This window comes from Paraburkholderia sp. 40 (assembly GCF_050434105.1).
GTDB lineage: Bacteria > Pseudomonadota > Gammaproteobacteria > Burkholderiales > Burkholderiaceae > Paraburkholderia > Paraburkholderia tuberum.
This window is the reverse complement of sequence record NZ_JBNPVY010000003.1, coordinates 1,115,407-1,132,988: the sequence shown is the minus strand read 5'-3', so window position 1 is coordinate 1,132,988 and position 17,582 is coordinate 1,115,407. Positions and strand designations below refer to the sequence as shown.

Here is a 17,582-nt window from a genome sequence, read left to right as displayed (position 1 = left end):
CACGCGTTTCCGGTCGGCTCCACGGGTCGTTGGCAGCCGTTTCGCGCGAGCGTGGAAGGGGGATGTATGAGCACTCGAAGGCCATCTCTGCTGCGGCAACGTCCATCGCAACGCCGTCATGCAAGCGTGCGAATTTCATTTGCCATCGCCATTTCGCTGACCGGACTTTGCACGACGCACGTCGCGTACGCGGCGGGTACCCTGCCGCAAGGCGGGCATTTCGTCGCCGGCTCGGGAAGCATCACTCAGAACGATGCCGGCCTGAGCATCACGCAAGCGGGCTCGCGCGGCATCATCGAATGGAACAGTTTTTCGATCGGATCGTGCCGCACGGTGTCGATCAACAACGGCACGGGCGCGACACTCAATCGCGTGACGGGTAACGATGTGTCGGCGATCTACGGCACGCTGAAGGGCACCGGCAGCATCTACCTCGTCAATCCGCATGGCGTGCTCATCGGGCCAGGCGGCGTGGTGTCGACGGGAGGGCGTTTCGTCGCGTCGACGCTCGACGTCCCCAACGATGTCTTTCTCAACCCGCCCGCGTTCGGTGGCTCGGCTTACACAGGCAATTCCACGGCGGATGTAGTCAATCTCGGCAAGATCAGTTCGTCGGGTGGGGACGTGTTCCTGATATCGGCCAGCAAGGTCACGAACGCAGGGACGATCGATGCGCCGAACGGCAATGCCGAACTCGTCGCAGGCCGTCAGGTCCGGCTCTTCGACGGCAACTTTCAACAAGTTTTCGTGGAGGTGGGAAGCGGCGGCACGGTGACGAACTCAGGCACGGTACAGGCGGCGATCATCAACGTGCAAGCGGCCGACGGCAATATCTTCGCGCTCGCGGGTCATTCGGGCGCCCTGCGCGCCACCGGCACCGCGACGCGCGACGGCCACGTCTGGCTCGTCGCGAACACCACCGTCAACGGGGTCGTCGTCAACTCCGGCAACGTCGATGCGCGCGGGGCGCAGATCAGCGCGCGTAACGCCGACGGCAGCGGCGGCACGCTCGACATGTCCGGCAAGGACGTCAAGGTCGGCGGCGCGGATGTGCGGGCGAAAGCATGGAACATCACCACTGGGGACTTCACCGCGGACGTCCCGACCGCCAACACGCTCGGCGCAAGTCTGAGCAACGGCGCGTCCATCTCCGTGCTCGCGAACGGCGCGGACGGCAAGCTCGGGGCGACCGGCGAGGGAGACATCGCGATCGAAGCGAGCGTGCGCTGGCACGGAGCCTCCTCCCTGACGCTCGACGCGGCGCACTCGCTGACGATCGCACCGCAGGCGACCATCGCCAATAGGGGCACAGGCTCGCTCACGCTGTCCGCCGACACCTATGGTTTCGACAACGGCGGCAGTCTGACCAACCAGGGCACGATCGACTGGTCGCGAAGCATGGGCATTGTCAGCGGCCTGTACGACATGAACGGCAGCTATACACCCGGCACGGTGTACGCCAACGTATCGTGGCACCCCGCGCCGTTTACTGGGCTCGTCACGCAGTTCACGGCCTATCAGCTCGTCAACTCCATGACGGACCTGAGCGCGGTGAATAACAACCTCTCCGGCAACTATGCGTTGGGCAGAAGGGGGCTGGAATTCGCGGGTGCGCCGGAGTTCGGAGGCATCGGCACCGCCGCGAATCCGTTCACCGGTCAGTTCGACGGCATGGGGCATCTCCCCGCCGATCTGCGTCTCTCAAGCGCGGCCGATACCGGACTCTTCGGCGTGATCGGCAAGAGCGGCGTCGTGCGCAATTTCACGCTCGCGGACGGCACCGCGACGTCCTCGGGAGAAACGGTCGGCTTGCTGGCCGGCATCAACTACGGATACATGGTGAACGTCGGCGCAACGGGCGCCATTGGTGCCCCGGGCAACACGAGCACAGTGGCCGGCGGTCTGGTCGGCGAGAACTTTGGGCGCATCGAGCGCTCGTGGGCGGGCGTGAACATCATCGGCGTGGGCCAGATCGGTGGGCTGGTCGGGCTGAACGACGGTCGCGTCGATCAGTCTTTCGCGATCGGCCGCGCATCGGCCGGTGCGCAAAGCACGGTCGGCGGACTCGTCGGCACGAACCATGGCGTCATCGGCCGATCGTATGCCTACGAATTCCTGAACGGCGGCGCGACTGTCGGCGGACTTGTCGGCATCAATACGGGCTTCATCCGCGAGTCGTATGCCGCGTCCAGACTCACGGCGGGCGTGAACTCGACGGAGGGCGGTATCGCGGGCACGAACAGCGGCCGGATCGCGACGAACGTGTTCTGGAACAGCCAATCGTCGGGGGCGGCGGCGGGTGTCGGTTCGGGCACGGCGGTGGCCAGTTCGAGCGGACTCACGGACACCCAGTTGCTCGAGCCGGCGAGCTTCGGTCCGACGTGGGATTTCAGCGCGAACGGCACGTGGGTCGCGGGATATCCGGGGCCTCAGTTGCGCTGGCTGGTAGGGCACTGACATCGAGGGTCCGACAGAACCCGGCGCGGGCGCACTCGGCCTTCGGTGCCGCGATCACGATGCAAGCCGGATTCAGCGGTTTGACGACTGTTCGCGCAGGTAGGTCTGCGCTTCCGCCTCCGTCTCATAGACATAAGGTGACAGCCCGCGCCGCGTAAGGGCGCCACCCAGCTTGGCGCGCATGAAAGCGCTGGTAGTGAAGCGCGTTACGCCGAAATAGTAGCGCTGCACCATATCCTCGACCATTTCGACGTACGCGTCCTCCAGCGCGGGGTCCAACACGAAACCCTCGTAGTTCACCACTGCATAGACCTTGTGGTCCAGTGGTTCGCAGACGCGGCATACCTGAGTCCGGATCGCCGCGATGTCGTCGGGACGCTTCACCTCGAGGCGCGCGAAATTGAGAAACATGATGTTCTTGTCGTCGTCGTAAATGAAGCGCGCTTCCAGCGGCAGTCGCAAAACATTCGAGCGCAGGCCCATCGGTTCAGGCAGGAAAATCCGCTCGTCCATCTGCGTCGGCGAACGCAGGATCGGTGCGAAGTCCATCCTGGCCAGAATATCGCGCTCCAGATCGACGCCCGGTGCAATCTCGATGAGTTCCATGCCCTCGGCGCCCAGCTCGAACACGCAACGCTCGGTGATGTAGAGGACCGGCTTGCCCATTGCCGCCGCATACGGGCCAGAGAACGTGCGATGCTCGACTTCCTCGATGAATTTCCTGGCCGTGCCGTCACGGTGGATACGCAGCTTGCCGTCGACGACTGAAATCTGGCTGTGGCCCGCCATGAAAGTGCCGACGAACACGACTTTCCTGGCATTCTGGCTGATGTTGATGAAGCCTCCGGCGCCGGCCAGGCGCGGCCCGAATCTCGACACATTGAGGTTTCCCATGCGATCGGCCTGGGCGAGGCCAAGAAAGGCGACGTCGAGCCCGCCGCCGTCATAGAAATCGAACTGGGCGGGCTGATCGATGATCGCCTGCGCATTGGTCGCCGCGCCGAAGTTCAAGCCTCCCGCAGGAATGCCGCCGATGACGCCGGGCTCGGTGGTCAGCGTCATCAGGTCGAGGATCCTTTCCTCGTTGGCGACGCTGGCGATGCCTTCGGGCATGCCGATCCCGAGATTCACCACGCTGTTCGGCTGGAGTTCCATTGCCGCGCGTCGCGCGACCACCTTGCGCTCACTCATCGGCATCGGCGCCACACTGCTCGCGGGGACCCGAATTTCGCCGGCGTACGCCGGACTGTATGGTGTGGCAAAGGTCTGCTGGTGGTTCTCGGGCGGCGCCAGCACGACGCAATCGACCAGCACGCCGGGGATCTTGACCTGTCGCGGATTGAGCGAGCCGCTTTCGGCGATGCGCTCAACCTGGACGATCACGAGGCCGTGGCAGTTGTGCGCGGCCATGGCGATCGCGAGAGCCTCCAGTGTCAGGGCTTCGCGCTCCATCGTTACATTGCCTTCCGGGTCGGCAGTGGTGCCGCGCACGATCGCGACGTTGATCGGGAAGGCCTTGTAGAACAGATATTCCTCGTCGCCTATCCGCATCAACTCGACCAGATTCTCGGTGGTGCGCTCGTTCAGTTTGCCACCACCGAAGCGCGGATCGACGAAGGTGCCGAGGCCGACCCGGGAGAGATGGCCTGGCTTTCCGGCCGCAATGTCACGAAACAGGTGGCTGATCACGCCCTGCGGCAGGTTATACGCTTCGATCTGGTTATCCACCGCAAGCTGCTGTAGCTTCGGCACGAGGCCCCAGTGTCCGCCGATGACGCGCTTGACGAGTCCCGGCGTCGCCAGGTGGTTCAGTCCGCGTTCCTTGCCGTCTCCCTGGCCGGCCGCATAGACTAGCGTGAGGTTGGCGGGCTTTGGGAGGGTGACCAACGTATCCTCGTCATGCGCCGTACAGAGTTCCTCGATGGCAATGGCGATGTCTTCGGCGAAGCCGATGCCGACGAAGCCGCCCGTCGCGACCGTATCGCCGTCGCGGATCAGGCGCACGGCATCGCGCGCCGACGTCACTTTGCCGGACGAGCGGGAAAGGATGGCCGGTGAAAGGGCCCCCGCGGTTGATTGCGTGCTCACGTTTCACCTCGCCTGATTCGAGCGCGACTGGCTAATAGGCGCCACCGGTATCAATGGTCAGATGGAGCATGTCGTCCTCGAGAATCCTGATGAAATGCTCGTCCTCCTGCAGGAGTTCCTCCAGCACGTCACTGTCGGAAAGCACGCCGATGACGCGCCCGGATTCGATCACAGGCAGGTGCCGGATCCGCCGGGTATGCATCGACGCGAGGCATTGATCGCAGGTATGCTCGGGCGTCACATAAAGCACCTGGGTAGTCATGATGTCGCCAACCCTCGTGTTCGCGGCGTTGCGGCCAAGCACCTCGACCTTGCGGGCGTAGTCGCGCTGAGACAGCACGCCAACCAGATTGCCGCCCTGCAGCACCAGCACCGTCGTTACGTCCTTGTCGGCCATCAACTGCAACGCGTTCAGCACCGTGTCGTCGGGGCCCACTGAGATAACCTCCCGAGGGTTCCCGGACAGAATTTGCCGTGCTGTCTTCCTCTCCTTTTTCATGACCGCCTCCAGACAGAAAGGGGAGCATGTACGGACTACGCTTGATCAAAGCGAAATCGGAATACGGTCGTCCAGACCCCGCCAAGGCTGGCGATCTTTTCTTATTCGTTGAATTGCAGTGTAGATCGCTTGACCTGAGTCGAACGAACATTTTCCGTTCCGGCGCTACGCCACTCGGTGAGTCGAAGCGACGAGGCACCTGCCGCACGAGCGCGCCTTGCCCATTCGCAACCGTCCGGCGCTAACTGTCGCCTCACCACCGCAGTCACACCGGCAAACCCACAATCCATCGCCAGCGTACCGCTCGGTCGTCAGCTGGCCGAAAACCTCGCCGCTCTTCAGCGCAGGTGAGCCCGGTCGCGACCGCCACACGCGACGCTGCTCACGGCAGCCGCAATCACGCACTGCACCGCTCTCTACCGTCTTCAGGGCGGAAGTCACATGACCGCCGCATCGGCATCGCCAGAGCCACACGTCCGCGCCGCAATATTGAAGCGCGACGAGATCGCCAAAGGCGCGACCAGCGACATCGCGACTTGGCGGAAAGGGCCATTGAGGCTGCAAGGGGCGGCGGGTACGTTTGTTCACAGCAAGCAAAATGGGGTGCGGCGTCGTGTTCTCAAGCATACCTGCGCCTTTGGTTCGGAGCGGGTCAACACTTCGATCAGCTCATAGCCGTTGTGTGGTACTGCTCACACTTTGTTGCAATTTGCTGCAGGCGGCTAGAGTGCCCGCCCGGCAAGGCTTAGCGGCTCACGGCGAAACGTGGACACGGTTTCGCTTCCCACAGCAGGGTGAAGATTTCAAACGCTGATCCGTTAAAGGACTCAACCAGTGGGGAACACACACCATGAAGATTGAATCCAGCAATTTTCCGCTCGCGGCTTCGCAGAACGGTCCGCAACGCGCAACGATCAACAGCGATGCGAAGGATGCCGTCGAGTCCGCGCACCAAGTCAGCGCTGCCGCCGCGCAGAATTCGACGGTTAATCTCTCATCAGTGTCCGCAATGCACACGTCCAGCGATTCGGATAGCGACACGGCGAAGGTCGAGTCGATCAAGGCCGCCCTGCGTGACGGCAGCTACAAGGTCGATTCCGGAAAGATCGCCGACGGCATGCTAAGCACCGCGCGGGACCTGCTGCAAACGACTACTCGCTGACCGGCGGCTGAACGTAGCAATACCGACGGCGGATAAGCGACGGAGGCGCCAGCGCTGACAGCCGTGAAGGCGAGCCATTGGCTTCATTGTCGGTCCGCGTTCGAGGTGGCGGCACGCCTGCAATGCAGTGCATCGCAGGGAGAATTTTCGCTGCGGGCTTGTTCGAAAATTTTTCCCAAGACCCACCACCCGACTGCGGGAACGACGCCATTGCGCCGGTCTGCGTCGTTGCAAGGCAGTCCATGAAGACTCGCACGGCGTGATTGGCCGGCCCGGGGGGCCGGCCCGCCATGCTTACTGGACGATCTTTTTCGCTTCGTCGCGCCAGTAGTGTTGCTGGTTCCACCCAAGAAGGCGCTTGAGCTTCTCGTTGCTGAGCAGGGTCTCGAACTCGCCGAGTTGCTTTTTGAGCGGCACGCCGGGGTAGTAGCGTCGGAGCAGTTCCGCGGTAGGTACGTCGGACGACACGTCGTCGGCCGCGACGTTCATCACCTGAAAGCCGAGGCCGTCCTTTTCGATGGCAAGCCGGCACGCGCTCGCGAGATCGCGGCCGTCGATATAGCTCCACGCAATCCTCTTGCGCAGTGCTGGATCCTTGAGCCACGCCGGAAACTTCGCGTAGTCGTTGGGTTCGAGCACGTTGCCAATACGAAAGCAGTAAATGTCAGAGCCCGTGCGCGCGTGGAACGCCTTCGCTGTCACTTCGTTGATAACCTTCGACGTCGCGTAGCTGTCCATCGGGTTCACCGGGTATTCCTCGTCGAGCGGGAAGTACTCTGGACTGCGATCCCGGTGCGCGAACACCATACCGTATGTGGTTTCGCTCGATGCCACGATCACCTTGCGGATGCCAAGCTTCGACGCTGCGTCGAGGATGTTGTACGTGCCCATCACGTTGATCCGGTAGACCTCGTTGTCGGGCGTGATCATGATGCGAGGGATCGCCGCAAAATGCACAATCGCGTCGATCGGCTTTGGTTCGAGGTCGTTGGCGAATTCTCCCGGCGCGGTGCTCGATGCCAGCGCATTGAATACCTGGCCCGCATCGGTGATGTCCGTAATCAACGTGCGCGCCGTGCGCGCCGCCATCGGCACGCGATCAAGATTCATCACCTCGTAGCCGTGCTCGACCAGGTTCTCGACCACCCATTTTCCGGCCAGGCCGCTGCCGCCGGTCACGATCACTCGCTTCGTCATGTGCTCCTCTTCTCCTGTTTTCCTACATGTTTTAGCGCTTTTCCGCGCGTGTCGCGCGGCCTTATTCCATCATAGGATCGTTGCGCTCCGTGTCCTTGATTCGGCAGTAACAGTTCTGATGTTGAGTCGTGCGGCTCCAACTGGCCGGTCTCCGTCCGATGCGGCCGGCCGGAGACGACGTTCAGGCGTTGATCCAGGCTCGCGCCTGTTCCAGCTCGTTGACGTGGAACGCCTTGATTTCAGCCTTCATAAAGAACCGGGCCAAATGCATCGAGGCGCGAATCCAGCCCGCGTCGGCCACCACGGCGGCGCGCGTGACCTTGCGGGCGACGGAGACGCCGAGCGTCAGGTCGGTCCATAGCGCCTTCGGCTCGATGCCGCTGAAATGCTCGATGCGTTCGAGCACGCGGGTCTTACCGTTCAGTTCAAGATCACCACGCATGCGCTCGATGGCTTCGCGCAGTTCTTGGTCGGTGATTTTGCCTTCGACGGATATTTCGATGACCGACGAATCGGGGACGGTGTGATACAGGATCATGGCAGGACCCCTGACCAGAGAGACGTTATACGCTCAGGCACGGATGAGCCTGGCGTTCGACGGCGTACTTCATGGTACCTCTTTCCACTCGCTCGGTTAGGTTACGAGCCGATCTTCCCCTGAGAGGCAGTCGAGGCCATCACGCTTGCGCCCTGCCGACAGGTTGACCTCACCCTCGGTCGCATGGACCTCGTCGAAGCAGCCCGGATGATCCGCGATGGCCTGCGCATAACGCTGGTGCGTGGCGGTTGCAAGCACGAGCGCACGGCCGGCCGCGAGCCGCGCCTTCAGGCCCGCTTTGCCACCATGCAGCAGCCAGACCAGCAGTTGCCAGCAGCGCAGCGGCGAGGCTTTCAGAAAGGCCCACACGCACTCGATCAGAACGTCGGAGCGCAACAGCGTGCCGTCGAGATCGACGACGAGCGGCCGGCCGCGATACGGCGTGATGGTCGCGTGGCTCACGACTGCGGCACAATCACGAACAGTTGGTAGGGGCGCGCAGGCAACTCCCGTCCCCATGCGGTCTTGCTCACCTCGAGCGCAATCGGCGCTGCATGGCTTAGCGACGATGCCGTCGCGATGCAGCCCGAGTCGTCGCCACGGCACACAATCAGCGAGCCCTGACGCGCGAAATCGGCGGATGTGAGCCAGGGCGTTGCCGCCGGCCAGTCGAGATCCCAGAAGCGGGCGCGGCCGCCGTCATAGAACACCATCGAAGCGGCCTCATGCGTCGAGCCCGCCACGATCGACAGCGGCTGGCTGGTGCGTTCGTGCCACACCGCCTGCGCGGCTGCCGCGAGTTCCGCGCGCGGCTCGGCCGCATCGTCGGAATTGTGCCGCGCCCCCGTGTAGCCGACCACTGCCGATACCGCGAGCACCAGCGCCCAGTACACCGCCATGACGCGTATGGCACGCTGCGGCGCGAACTCGAAGCGGGCCTGGACGAGCACGGCAAGCCAGAGCGGCACCATTGCGAACCACTGCGCCATGCCCCAGACCGAGGCCATCTGCGTCTTGCCGATCACGGACAGCACGCCCACCGCGAACAGTGGCCCCAGCGCGAGCCACCAGAGATCCGGGTACGCCGCGCTCCGAACAACGCTCAGCGCCATGAGCCGCGCAGCCCCGCGCGTGCGCACCATCAACAGCACGAAAACGAAACTGAGCGCGAGATAGCCGATCTGCGCGAGCGTGTAGATGCCAAAGCGCCCGACCGCGGCGAGAAGCGTGCCGCCGGTGCGTTGCGCGGCATACTCGAGCGTCGGGAAATGATTAACCATCATCCAGTGCACGTGCGGGGCCAGCACGGCGACACCCGCCGCCACCGCGAGCAGCGAATCGACGCTGACGAGGCGCGCACGCCATGCGGGCCGCGCGAGCAATGCCAGCAACAGCCCGAGCAGCAGCACGATCGTGAAGTACTTGCCCAGCACGGCAAGCGCCGCGCACGCCCCGAGACCGAGCGCCGCGCCGCTGCGCGCAAGGCGGCTGCCCGGCTGCACGTAGCGGACGAAAAAGTAGGCGGTCCACGGCCAGACCGACAGCAGGATCGAGTTCGGATTGAATTTGATGGCGAGATTCGAGTAAAGCGGCGAGACCGCCATCGCAAGCCCGGCGATGATCGCGATCTGGCGCGGCACGAAGCGCCCGGCGAGCGCGACGATCCCGGCCAGGCCGACCAGCACGTTTACCGCCGACAGCGCGAAATACGCAAGATCGGTGTGCGGGAACACGCTGAACCAGGCCGCTGCGACCCACGACGAAAGCGGCGGGTGCTTCGCGTAACCGGCCTGCCACTCGAGGCCCCAGACATAGGTCTCGACCATGTCGCCCTGGATGTCGAGATTGCCGCGCGCGAGCCAGGCGGCCAGCGTCCAGACCAGCGCGTGGAAGGGGAGCAGCCAGGCGAGTGATGCGATGCGCGCGGCGGCAGGTTTGTCGGAGGCTGAGGCGAGCGACGTGGGATTCGAAAGCTGGGTCGACATTGAACCTTTGGGTCTGTGTGCCGCCGTACGGGGCAGCGTTTGAGCCCGGCATTGTAATATGAGCTTACGTAGGGGGAGTGCGATCCTGACAGACTGCCCGGCAACCCATGGCGCCCGATCAGATTAAAAAGGTCTTGATGAAGGACGTTCGCGGCGAAAATAGACCCGTGAGGTCAAGCCGGAGAGCCGATTCTCTTGACGCGGCGCTCAACTCGGCCGCAAACAACACCTTTGCCGGCTGCATGCTGGAAGCAATCGACTCCACGCTTCCGGTTGATATCGAGAAAGCGCCGAGCAATTGCAGATGCGCTTGAGGAAGCTCTGCGCTGGGCGTGGATCGTAGCAACCCTGACACAAGCCGCGCAACCGTCGCCAGTGTTCCAGTGGATCTGACGGCGAAAAGCTGCGCGTGACGCGCGATAGCGCGTCTCGAAGTCGCAATTCTTTGAGCGCGACGTGTACCGACGGGCCATGCGCGGCGGATTCGACCGGTCGATGCAATAGTTTGCTGGCATCGTTCGGCTGGGGCCCCATGTTTTGGCTGCAAAACGCGTCGCCATCAGTCGCAAAGCAGCCCCACCATCGGAATCGCCGGGGTTCGTCCCGCGATCAGGTCGGCCGTGATTCGAGCCGATCCGTGCGACATGGTCCAGCCGATATGACCGTGACCGGTATTCAGATAAAGATTGCGATACTTCTTGCGCCCAAGAAACGGCAAGTTCGTCGGCGTCATCGGCCTGAGACCGGCCCACATTTCGGCGCGATCGTAGTTGGCGCCGGCCGGGTAGAGTTCTTGTGTCACGCTCTTCATAAACGCAAAATCAGAAGGCTTATGGCTCGTGTCGTAGCCAGCAAACTCCGCCGTCGCGGTGACCCGGATCCGGTCGCCGAAGCGCGAGATTGCGACCAGGTTGTGCTCGTCGACCACTGCGACCGAGGGTGGCAAGGGCCGGCCATCGATCGGAATCGTGAGGGAGTATCCCTTGATCGGATAGATGGGAAGATCGATGCCGATCTGTCGGCCAAGAACCGGACTATAGGGACCAAGGGCGAGCACATACGCGTCGGCTTTTACAAGGCCGCGACTCGTTCTTATGCCCACCACGTCCTGCCCAGCGGTTTCGAAGCCGTCGATGGTGGTGTCCGTCAGAAGCATACCGCCACGCGCGACAATCTTTTCCGCAAGGGCGCGGGTGAACTTCGCAGGGTCTCCGGTCTCATCGGTCGGGCAGTAAATGGCACCCGCTATCCTGTCTTTTGCCGAAGCCAGCGACGGGTCGAGTGCGACGACCTGATCGCGGCTGAGAACCATGATGACCTGCCCATCGGATTCCAGCAGCTTCATGTGTTCGACTCCGCGATCCTGCGCTTCCTGCGTCCGATGAAAATACAGAATTCCGCGGTCATTTCGATCGTATTCAATGGCGTCCTCAGCGATCACATTCTGTAGTACGCGTTGCGAGTACGCGGCAAGCCGATGCTTGAGCAGGGTATTGCGGCGTGCCTTCTCTGATGTGCATTCCATCAGGAAACGCCACGACCAGCTGTAAAGCCTGGGATCCGCCGAGAACTTGAAGCGCAACGCCTGATCTTTCAGCACCAGCGATTTGAGCAGAATCATCGGCGCTTTGGGCGAGGACCAGACAAAGGAATGCCCGGGCGCGATCATGCCCGCGTTACCCCAACTGGTTTCCGATGCGACTAAAGGCTGCCGCTCGACGATCACGACCTCATGGCCATCCTTCTGCAACTGGTACGCGGTTGTCACACCGACTACCCCGCCACCGAGCACGACAACTTTCATGATGTCCTCAGATACAAGGGGGCCGGCGGGCATTCAAGGCAGCGCGGTCTCGCTCCGGCTTTTGTGCTGCGCCACCATCGATTCCTGCTGGACAGGAGGCACCAGTCTCACTTCCATTGCGGCTGATTCAGCACCATTCCGTGCTGCCCTTTGTAGGCAGCCACAGCCGGCGGCGTCCACCCATCCAGCATCTGTGGCGCGAGTTGCCAGACCTCGATGCCAAGCGGCCGGCAGACTTCCAGTGGATCGCGCGCGTCGGGTCCCCACATCGGCACTGACAGATCGCCGCCCGGACAGGTCGACAGCGCGCACAGCAAGTCGATCTCCGCGAAGAATTCGAGGTAATCGCCTTTCTTTGCCGGACACGCCTTCATGAAGTATTTGTCTTCGAGATTCAGGCCGGTGCACTGGAACACGTTGAGCACGTCGTGGACGTCGTACTCAGTCAATCCATACGGGGCGATGGCACGCGTCAGGTTGGAGTGGCAGTGAAAATGAAAATCCTCGCCGGTCAGCATGCGGTTCACGTAGGGGTCGCAGCGCGTGCCGAGCAAATCGTGGACACGCCCGCCGTGCTCGTCGACACCGTAGCCTGCGAGACTGTCGTCCGTGATGGTCACCATCGGACGCAGGAATGGCAGCGTCGACCACAGACGGTCGAACGTGCTCACGTGCGCCTGCTGCAACTGGCGCGTGCGCGATGCCCACATGCGCTCGCGCGGGTTGTGCCGGTTCCACATGTTCAGGTCGGCAACCTGCGGGCCTTCGATCGTGACAATGCGAAACACGTGGCCGGCCGGCACGGTCCACGCTTGCCCCGAGCGGATCGGCACGACGATCGATTCGACCAGCGTGCGGGTGTCGTGCTGTGAGGCGATGCGCTGATAGAACGTCTTGTCGACGTCGAGCGCTGAGCCTTTGGTGGACTGATAGGCAGCAGGATAATTCAGCATGATGCATCCTCCGTCGAACTCAGGCCGGCGCCATGCCGCGACGAGGCGGCGTCGTCATCGCTCGGGCGACGCAGCACCGCAACGACTTTTTCCTGATCGATCTCTGACATGTTTTGCGTCCATTACGTCTGACCCGTTTCAGCCAAGGTCGATTGCCCGGTTGGCGGGTTACTCTGCCGAGATGGCACTGCCGCCCAGATAGGCAGCGCGGACCCGGCTATCCTGAGCCAGCTCGCGGGCGGACCCCGCGAGCGCAATGTGCCCACTTTCCAGCACGTAAGCCCGATGAGCGATCCGCAGCGCCTGGCGGGCGTTCTGCTCGACGAGGAGAATCGAGGTGCCTTCGCGGCAGATGTCGGCGATCATGCCGAAGATCGCGCGGACCAGCTTCGGCGCGAGTCCCATCGACGGTTCGTCCAGCACCACGATACGCGGGCGCAGCATCAGGGCTCGGGCAATCGCCAGCATCTGCTGTTCGCCACCGCTGAGCGTGCCAGCCAGCTGGCTGCGTCGCTCGCTGAGCCGGGGGAAAGTCGCATAGAGCTGATCCCTTCGCTGTTGCAATGCCGCACTGTCGCGCCGGATCAGATAGCCGCCGAGATGCAGATTTTCCTCCACCGTCAGCGCGCCGAAAATGCGCCGCCCCTCTGGCACGTGACCCAGACCCAGCGCCACGATCTGATGTGCGCGCAAGCCCGTCAGGCGCTGGCCAGCCATCGCAATGTCGCCCGCGCGCGGCCGGATCAATCCGGAAATCGCCCGCAGCGTGGTCGTTTTTCCCGCGCCATTGCTGCCGAGCAACGCGACGATCTCGCCTTCCGCGACGTCCAGCGAGATGCCGTGCAGCACTTCGACAGTCCCATAGCTCACGCGCAGATCGCGGATTTCTAGGAGTCCCACAGCGATTTCTCCCCGGCAGTATCGTCGCTCGCCTCGTCCTTTTCGGCTGTGCCGAGATAGGCATCGATCACCCGCGGGTCCGCCTGGATCGCGGCGGGCTGGCCCTCGGCGATGATGACGCCGTGGTCCATCACGATGATCCGGTCCGACACGCCCATCACCAGCATCATGTCGTGCTCGATCAGCAGCACCGTCACGCCATGATCCCGGATGCGCCGGATCAGTTCCATCAGCGCGCGTTTCTCGGTCGGGTTCATGCCTGCAGCCGGCTCATCGAGCAGCAGCAGGCGAGGGCTGCTGGCGAGCGCACGGGCGATCTCCAGCCTGCGTTGGTCGCCGTAGGGCAGATCGGCGGCGCGCTCGCCCGCCCTGCCGGCAAGTCCGACGAAGGCGAGCCAGCGCAGGCCTTCGGTGGAATGGTCCGCCGCCTCGGCGCGCGCGGACGGCAACGCCAGAAGCTCGGCTGCGAGCGGTGTCCGAAGCCGATGGTCCATGCCGGTCAGGACGTTTTCGAAGGCCGTCATGTGGCCGAACAGGCGGATGCCCTGGAAGGTGCGCGCCATGCCTTGATGGACGATGCGATGAGGCGCGCCGCCGGCAAGCCGTTCCCCGCACCAGACGATCTGGCCGCCAGTCGGGCGGATGACGCCGGTCAGGCAGTTGAACACGGTGGTCTTGCCGGCGCCGTTCGGACCGATCAGGCTCACGATCTCCCCGCTTCGCACCATGAAGCTGACACCGCCGACCGCCAGCACGCCACCGAAGCGGCGCTGCATGTCGCGCACCTCCAGCAGGATCTCATCGGTGACGGCGTGATCGGGCACAGCGACGCGATCGGCGTCAGCGCCCTTGCGCGCCGGCGCGACGCGGCGCAACGGCGCTGGCCACAACCCCTGCGGCCTTAACAGCATCAGGATCACGAGCCCGATCGCGAAAGCGAAGATGCGCCAGAGGTTGAGAAAACGCAGAATCTCCGGCAGGCCGGCGACGATGATGGCGCCGAGGAGCACACCGGGAATGCTGCCCCGGCCGCCGAGCACGACGACAATCAGGATCGTGACGGACTGCAGATAGGTGAAGCCGGTCGGATCGATGGTGCCGAAGCGGGCGGCGAACAGGCTGCCGCCCAGCCCACCGATCAGCGCGCCCATCACATAGGCGAGCAGCTTGACGCGCAGCGTCGGCACGCCGACGGCCTCGGCAGCTGCCTCGTCCTCGCGGATGCTGGTCCAGGCGCGGCCCAGCCGCGACTGGCCGAGCCGGATGGCGAACACCAGCACCAGCACGAGGAACGCCATGCCCAGTTCGTAGAGCGCTAGCGGCGAACTGATCTCGAAACCGAACAGGCTCGGGCTCGCGATGCCGAAGATGCCGTTCGGGCCGCCCGTGATGTCGAGATTGGTGGCGACGATACGCGTGATTTCGCCGAAGCCCAGCGTGACGATCGCCAGATAGTCGCTGCGCAGGCGCAGGGTGGGATAGCCGATGACTATGCCCGATACCCCGGCGAACGCCAGACTGAACGGCAGCGTCTCCCAGAACGAGAAGTGCAGCAGGGTTTCCAGCAACGCCGTCGTGTACGCGCCGATCGCGAAGAAGGCCGCGTAGCCCAGATCGAGCAATCCGGCATAACCGACTACGATGTTCAGCCCAAGACCCAGGATCGAATAGGTGACGATGGTCAGGCCGACATCGACGACATAGTTGCTGACGAAAGCGGGCAGCGCCACGGCGGCGGCCAGCAGCGCACCGCCGACAGGCCTGGCCCAACGCGCGGAAGCCTGACTGGCGCTCATGGACTACATTCTCTCGACAACGCGTTCGCCGAACAGCCCGGTCGGCTTGATCACGAGCACGGCGATCAGCACGCCGAAGACGAACACGTCGGTCCATTGCGAAGAGACATAGCCCGCGCCGAAGGCTTCGAGCAGGCCAATCAGGATGCCGCCCGCCATCGCGCCCGGGATGTTGCCGATGCCGCCGAGCACGGCGGCGGTGAACGCGCGCAGGCCTAGCACGAAGCCCATGAAGAAATTGATCTGCGTGTAGTAAAGACCCTCCATGACGCCCGCCACGGCGGCCAGCACCGACCCCAGCAGAAAGGTGAGCTGGATCAGGCGTTCGACGTCGATGCCCATCAGACGCGCGGCGTCCTGATCGATTGCCAGCGCGCGCATCGCGGTGCCAAGGAAAGTGTGGTGAACGAAGAAATACAGTGCCAGCATCAGGGCCAGGCTCGTCACGATGATGCCGATCTGCGCGAAGGTGATCTGCACGCCGTGGAGTTCGAAGCCGGCCTGGCTCAGCACGTGCGGATAGGTGCGAAAGCCCGCGCCGTAGATCAGCAGCACCCCATTTTGCAGCGCCAGCGAGACGCCCAGCGCCGTAATCAGAATCGACAGCCGCGGCGCGCGCAGCAACGGCTGATACGCGAGCCGCTCGATCAGCAGGCCGAGCGCGCCTGTGACCGTCATGGCGGCCACAAGGGCGATCAGCAGCGCCAGGGCGAGCGGCAGATGCGCGGATGCAAGAACCATCAGACCGGTCCAGCCGATGAACGCGCCGACCATGAACAGGTCGCCATGAGCGAAGTTGATCAGCCGGATGATTCCGTAGACCATCGTGTAGCCGAGGGCGACGAGCGCGTAGAACGAGCCGGTCGTCAGCCCTTCGATGACGAACTGGAAGAAGTCGCTCATGACGGCGCGGGGCGCGCAATTGCGCCTACTTCATCGCCGCCCAATGTCCGCTCGCATCCTGCCTCTGGTAGGGCTCGAAGTTGTCGTTGTGCACGATGATGGTGATGTACACGGCTTTGCTGCGGTCCCCCTTCGGATTGAAGGCAATCGTTCCGGTCGCGCCCGGGTAGTTCGAGATCTTGTGCAGAGCAGCCGTGATCGCGGCAGGCTGTGCCGATTTCGCGTCCGCGATGGCTTTCGCCGTGACCCCCACAGCATCGTATTCATAGACCGAGTACGGTCCCGGCCCTTGCCCGTAAGCCTTCGTATAGTCATCGACGTAGGCGTGCGCGCCGCTCAGGAACTGCGCGAGCGGTGCCGTCGTGATGATCATGCCGTCGGCGGCGGGACCGGCCGTCTTCATCAGGGTGGGGTCATTGGTGGCGTCGCCGCCCATGAAGGTCATTTTCAGACCCAGTTGCCGCGCCTCCTTGACCAGCAGGCCGGCTTCGGAGAAATAGCCTGTGTAGTAGATCACGTCAGGCTTCAGTGAGGAGACCCGCGTGAGCGTCGGTGAATAGTCCATCTGTCCGGGCGTGATCGAATTGGCGTACACGACATCGACACCGTCCTTCTTCAGGGCTTGCACGGTGTTCTGGGCGAGGCCCTTGGAGTAGGTCGTGTTGTCGTCGATCACCGCCACGTGCTTCGCGTGCAGAACGTCTTTCATGAAGTTTGCCGCGAATGGGCCCTGCTGGTCGTCACGGCCGATCGTGCGGAACACGTTGTCGTACCCCATCTCGGTCAGTTGCGGATTCGTCGACGCATCCAGCACGTAGGGAATCCCGGCGCGATGAAAGGTTGTCGATTCCGGCAGCGCCGCGCTTGAGCAATATCCGCCCGCTACCGCGACAACGCCCGCATCGACGAGTTTCTGTGCCGCCTGCACCGCGGTCTGCGCATCACAGGCGTCGTCCTCGGGCACCAGCTCGATCTGCTTGCCGAGCACGCCACCGGCCGCGTTGACTCTGGCGGCGGCGAGCTTCGCGCCATTGACAATATCCGTGCCGGCATTGGCACTGCTGCCCGACAGCGGAACGGGCACGCCGATCTTGATGGTGGCGCCCTGGCTTAGCGCCGAACCGGGAGCCATGCCGACAAGCAGGGCCACGGCGGCCGCCATGCCCGCAAAGGCCGTTTGCCGCGAGCCCCGCTTCGCACCGGACCAGCCAATCGTCTGAGCAAACATGTTAGCGGCTCCTTATTGTGAGAGGGATCGGACGATCCGCCACACGGGTATACCTGTGACATCGGAAAGCGG

General features: G+C 63.4%; 14 protein-coding genes and 1 pseudogene. 3 read left to right on the top strand and 12 right to left on the bottom strand.

Annotated features, from left to right (window positions below):
* The first annotated feature begins 126 nt into the window (after window positions 1-126).
* Window positions 127-2,457 (top strand): filamentous hemagglutinin N-terminal domain-containing protein, encoded by a 2,331-nt coding sequence (locus OKW28_RS20695; protein ID WP_429448428.1) that lies wholly within the window; start codon window positions 127-129, stop codon window positions 2,455-2,457.
* A gap of 72 nt (window positions 2,458-2,529) precedes the next feature.
* Here the strand turns inward: OKW28_RS20695 and OKW28_RS20690 are convergent, their stop codons facing one another.
* On the bottom strand, window positions 2,530-4,545 hold the full coding sequence (locus OKW28_RS20690; protein WP_429448426.1) for an acyl CoA:acetate/3-ketoacid CoA transferase: 2,016 nt from the start codon (window positions 4,543-4,545) through the stop codon (window positions 2,530-2,532).
* 31 nt (window positions 4,546-4,576) lie between these two features.
* Complete coding sequence (locus OKW28_RS20685) at window positions 4,577-5,044, bottom strand: CBS domain-containing protein (protein WP_429448424.1); 468 nt, start codon at window positions 5,042-5,044, stop codon at window positions 4,577-4,579.
* A 441-nt stretch (window positions 5,045-5,485) separates the two neighbouring features.
* Between OKW28_RS20685 and OKW28_RS20680 the strand changes: the two genes are divergently transcribed.
* Together OKW28_RS20680 and flgM are read left to right on the top strand one after the other, a co-directional pair.
* Window positions 5,486-5,719 (top strand): hypothetical protein, encoded by a 234-nt coding sequence (locus OKW28_RS20680; protein WP_429448423.1) that lies wholly within the window; start codon window positions 5,486-5,488, stop codon window positions 5,717-5,719.
* 175 nt (window positions 5,720-5,894) lie between these two features.
* Entirely contained in the window at window positions 5,895-6,206 is a 312-nt protein-coding gene (flgM, locus tag OKW28_RS20675; protein ID WP_429448421.1) for a flagellar biosynthesis anti-sigma factor FlgM, read from the top strand.
* Between the two features lie 294 nt (window positions 6,207-6,500).
* On the opposite strand, the gene OKW28_RS20670 is transcribed toward flgM, so the two are convergent.
* From OKW28_RS20670 to OKW28_RS20625, 10 genes and pseudogenes are all read right to left on the bottom strand, one after another.
* Complete coding sequence (locus tag OKW28_RS20670) at window positions 6,501-7,403, bottom strand: NAD-dependent epimerase/dehydratase family protein (protein WP_429448420.1); 903 nt, start codon at window positions 7,401-7,403, stop codon at window positions 6,501-6,503.
* 181 nt (window positions 7,404-7,584) lie between these two features.
* On the bottom strand, window positions 7,585-7,941 hold the full coding sequence (locus tag OKW28_RS20665; protein ID WP_429448418.1) for an STAS/SEC14 domain-containing protein: 357 nt from the start codon (window positions 7,939-7,941) through the stop codon (window positions 7,585-7,587).
* Between the two features lie 114 nt (window positions 7,942-8,055).
* Window positions 8,056-8,403, bottom strand: a pseudogene (locus OKW28_RS20660) (UbiA family prenyltransferase); the annotation flags it as partial.
* Window positions 8,400-9,926: a glycosyltransferase family 39 protein gene (locus tag OKW28_RS20655; RefSeq protein ID WP_429448416.1), complete on the bottom strand. Its 1,527-nt coding sequence runs from the start codon at window positions 9,924-9,926 to the stop codon at window positions 8,400-8,402. The gene OKW28_RS20655 and the pseudogene OKW28_RS20660, both read right to left, overlap by 4 nt.
* Before the next feature lie 559 nt (window positions 9,927-10,485).
* Complete coding sequence (locus OKW28_RS20650; RefSeq protein ID WP_429448415.1) at window positions 10,486-11,730, bottom strand: D-amino acid dehydrogenase; 1,245 nt, start codon at window positions 11,728-11,730, stop codon at window positions 10,486-10,488.
* A gap of 107 nt (window positions 11,731-11,837) precedes the next feature.
* Window positions 11,838-12,683, bottom strand: a complete 846-nt coding sequence (locus OKW28_RS20645; RefSeq protein ID WP_184068510.1) for an urea carboxylase-associated family protein — start codon at window positions 12,681-12,683, stop codon at window positions 11,838-11,840.
* A gap of 168 nt (window positions 12,684-12,851) precedes the next feature.
* Window positions 12,852-13,583, bottom strand: a complete 732-nt coding sequence (locus tag OKW28_RS20640; RefSeq protein ID WP_429448414.1) for an ABC transporter ATP-binding protein — start codon at window positions 13,581-13,583, stop codon at window positions 12,852-12,854.
* Window positions 13,571-15,379: an ABC transporter permease subunit gene (locus tag OKW28_RS20635; RefSeq protein ID WP_429448412.1), complete on the bottom strand. Its 1,809-nt coding sequence runs from the start codon at window positions 15,377-15,379 to the stop codon at window positions 13,571-13,573. The genes OKW28_RS20640 and OKW28_RS20635 overlap by 13 nt, the downstream gene beginning before the upstream one ends.
* 3 nt (window positions 15,380-15,382) lie before the next feature.
* A complete protein-coding gene (locus OKW28_RS20630) occupies window positions 15,383-16,282 on the bottom strand; it encodes a branched-chain amino acid ABC transporter permease (RefSeq protein ID WP_018422469.1) in 900 nt (299 codons plus the stop codon).
* Between the two features lie 25 nt (window positions 16,283-16,307).
* A complete protein-coding gene (locus tag OKW28_RS20625) occupies window positions 16,308-17,510 on the bottom strand; it encodes a branched-chain amino acid ABC transporter substrate-binding protein (RefSeq protein WP_429448410.1) in 1,203 nt (400 codons plus the stop codon).
* Window positions 17,511-17,582: the final 72 nt, after the last annotated feature.

What these genes read in the sequence shown, in the direction of transcription:
- OKW28_RS20685 (WP_429448424.1), bottom strand. Translation starts at nt 5,044, where the DNA reads ATGAAAAAGGAGAGGAAGACAGCACGGCAAATTCTGTCCGGGAACCCT.
- OKW28_RS20635 (WP_429448412.1), bottom strand. Translation starts at nt 15,379, where the DNA reads ATGAGCGCCAGTCAGGCTTCCGCGCGTTGGGCCAGGCCTGTCGGCGGT.
- OKW28_RS20625 (WP_429448410.1), bottom strand. Translation starts at nt 17,510, where the DNA reads ATGTTTGCTCAGACGATTGGCTGGTCCGGTGCGAAGCGGGGCTCGCGG.
- OKW28_RS20630 (WP_018422469.1), bottom strand. Translation starts at nt 16,282, where the DNA reads ATGAGCGACTTCTTCCAGTTCGTCATCGAAGGGCTGACGACCGGCTCG.
- OKW28_RS20670 (WP_429448420.1), bottom strand. Translation starts at nt 7,403, where the DNA reads ATGACGAAGCGAGTGATCGTGACCGGCGGCAGCGGCCTGGCCGGAAAA.
- OKW28_RS20680 (WP_429448423.1), top strand. Translation starts at nt 5,486, where the DNA reads ATGACCGCCGCATCGGCATCGCCAGAGCCACACGTCCGCGCCGCAATA.
- OKW28_RS20650 (WP_429448415.1), bottom strand. Translation starts at nt 11,730, where the DNA reads ATGAAAGTTGTCGTGCTCGGTGGCGGGGTAGTCGGTGTGACAACCGCG.
- OKW28_RS20665 (WP_429448418.1), bottom strand. Translation starts at nt 7,941, where the DNA reads ATGATCCTGTATCACACCGTCCCCGATTCGTCGGTCATCGAAATATCC.
- OKW28_RS20655 (WP_429448416.1), bottom strand. Translation starts at nt 9,926, where the DNA reads ATGTCGACCCAGCTTTCGAATCCCACGTCGCTCGCCTCAGCCTCCGAC.
- OKW28_RS20645 (WP_184068510.1), bottom strand. Translation starts at nt 12,683, where the DNA reads ATGCTGAATTATCCTGCTGCCTATCAGTCCACCAAAGGCTCAGCGCTC.
- flgM (WP_429448421.1), top strand. Translation starts at nt 5,895, where the DNA reads ATGAAGATTGAATCCAGCAATTTTCCGCTCGCGGCTTCGCAGAACGGT.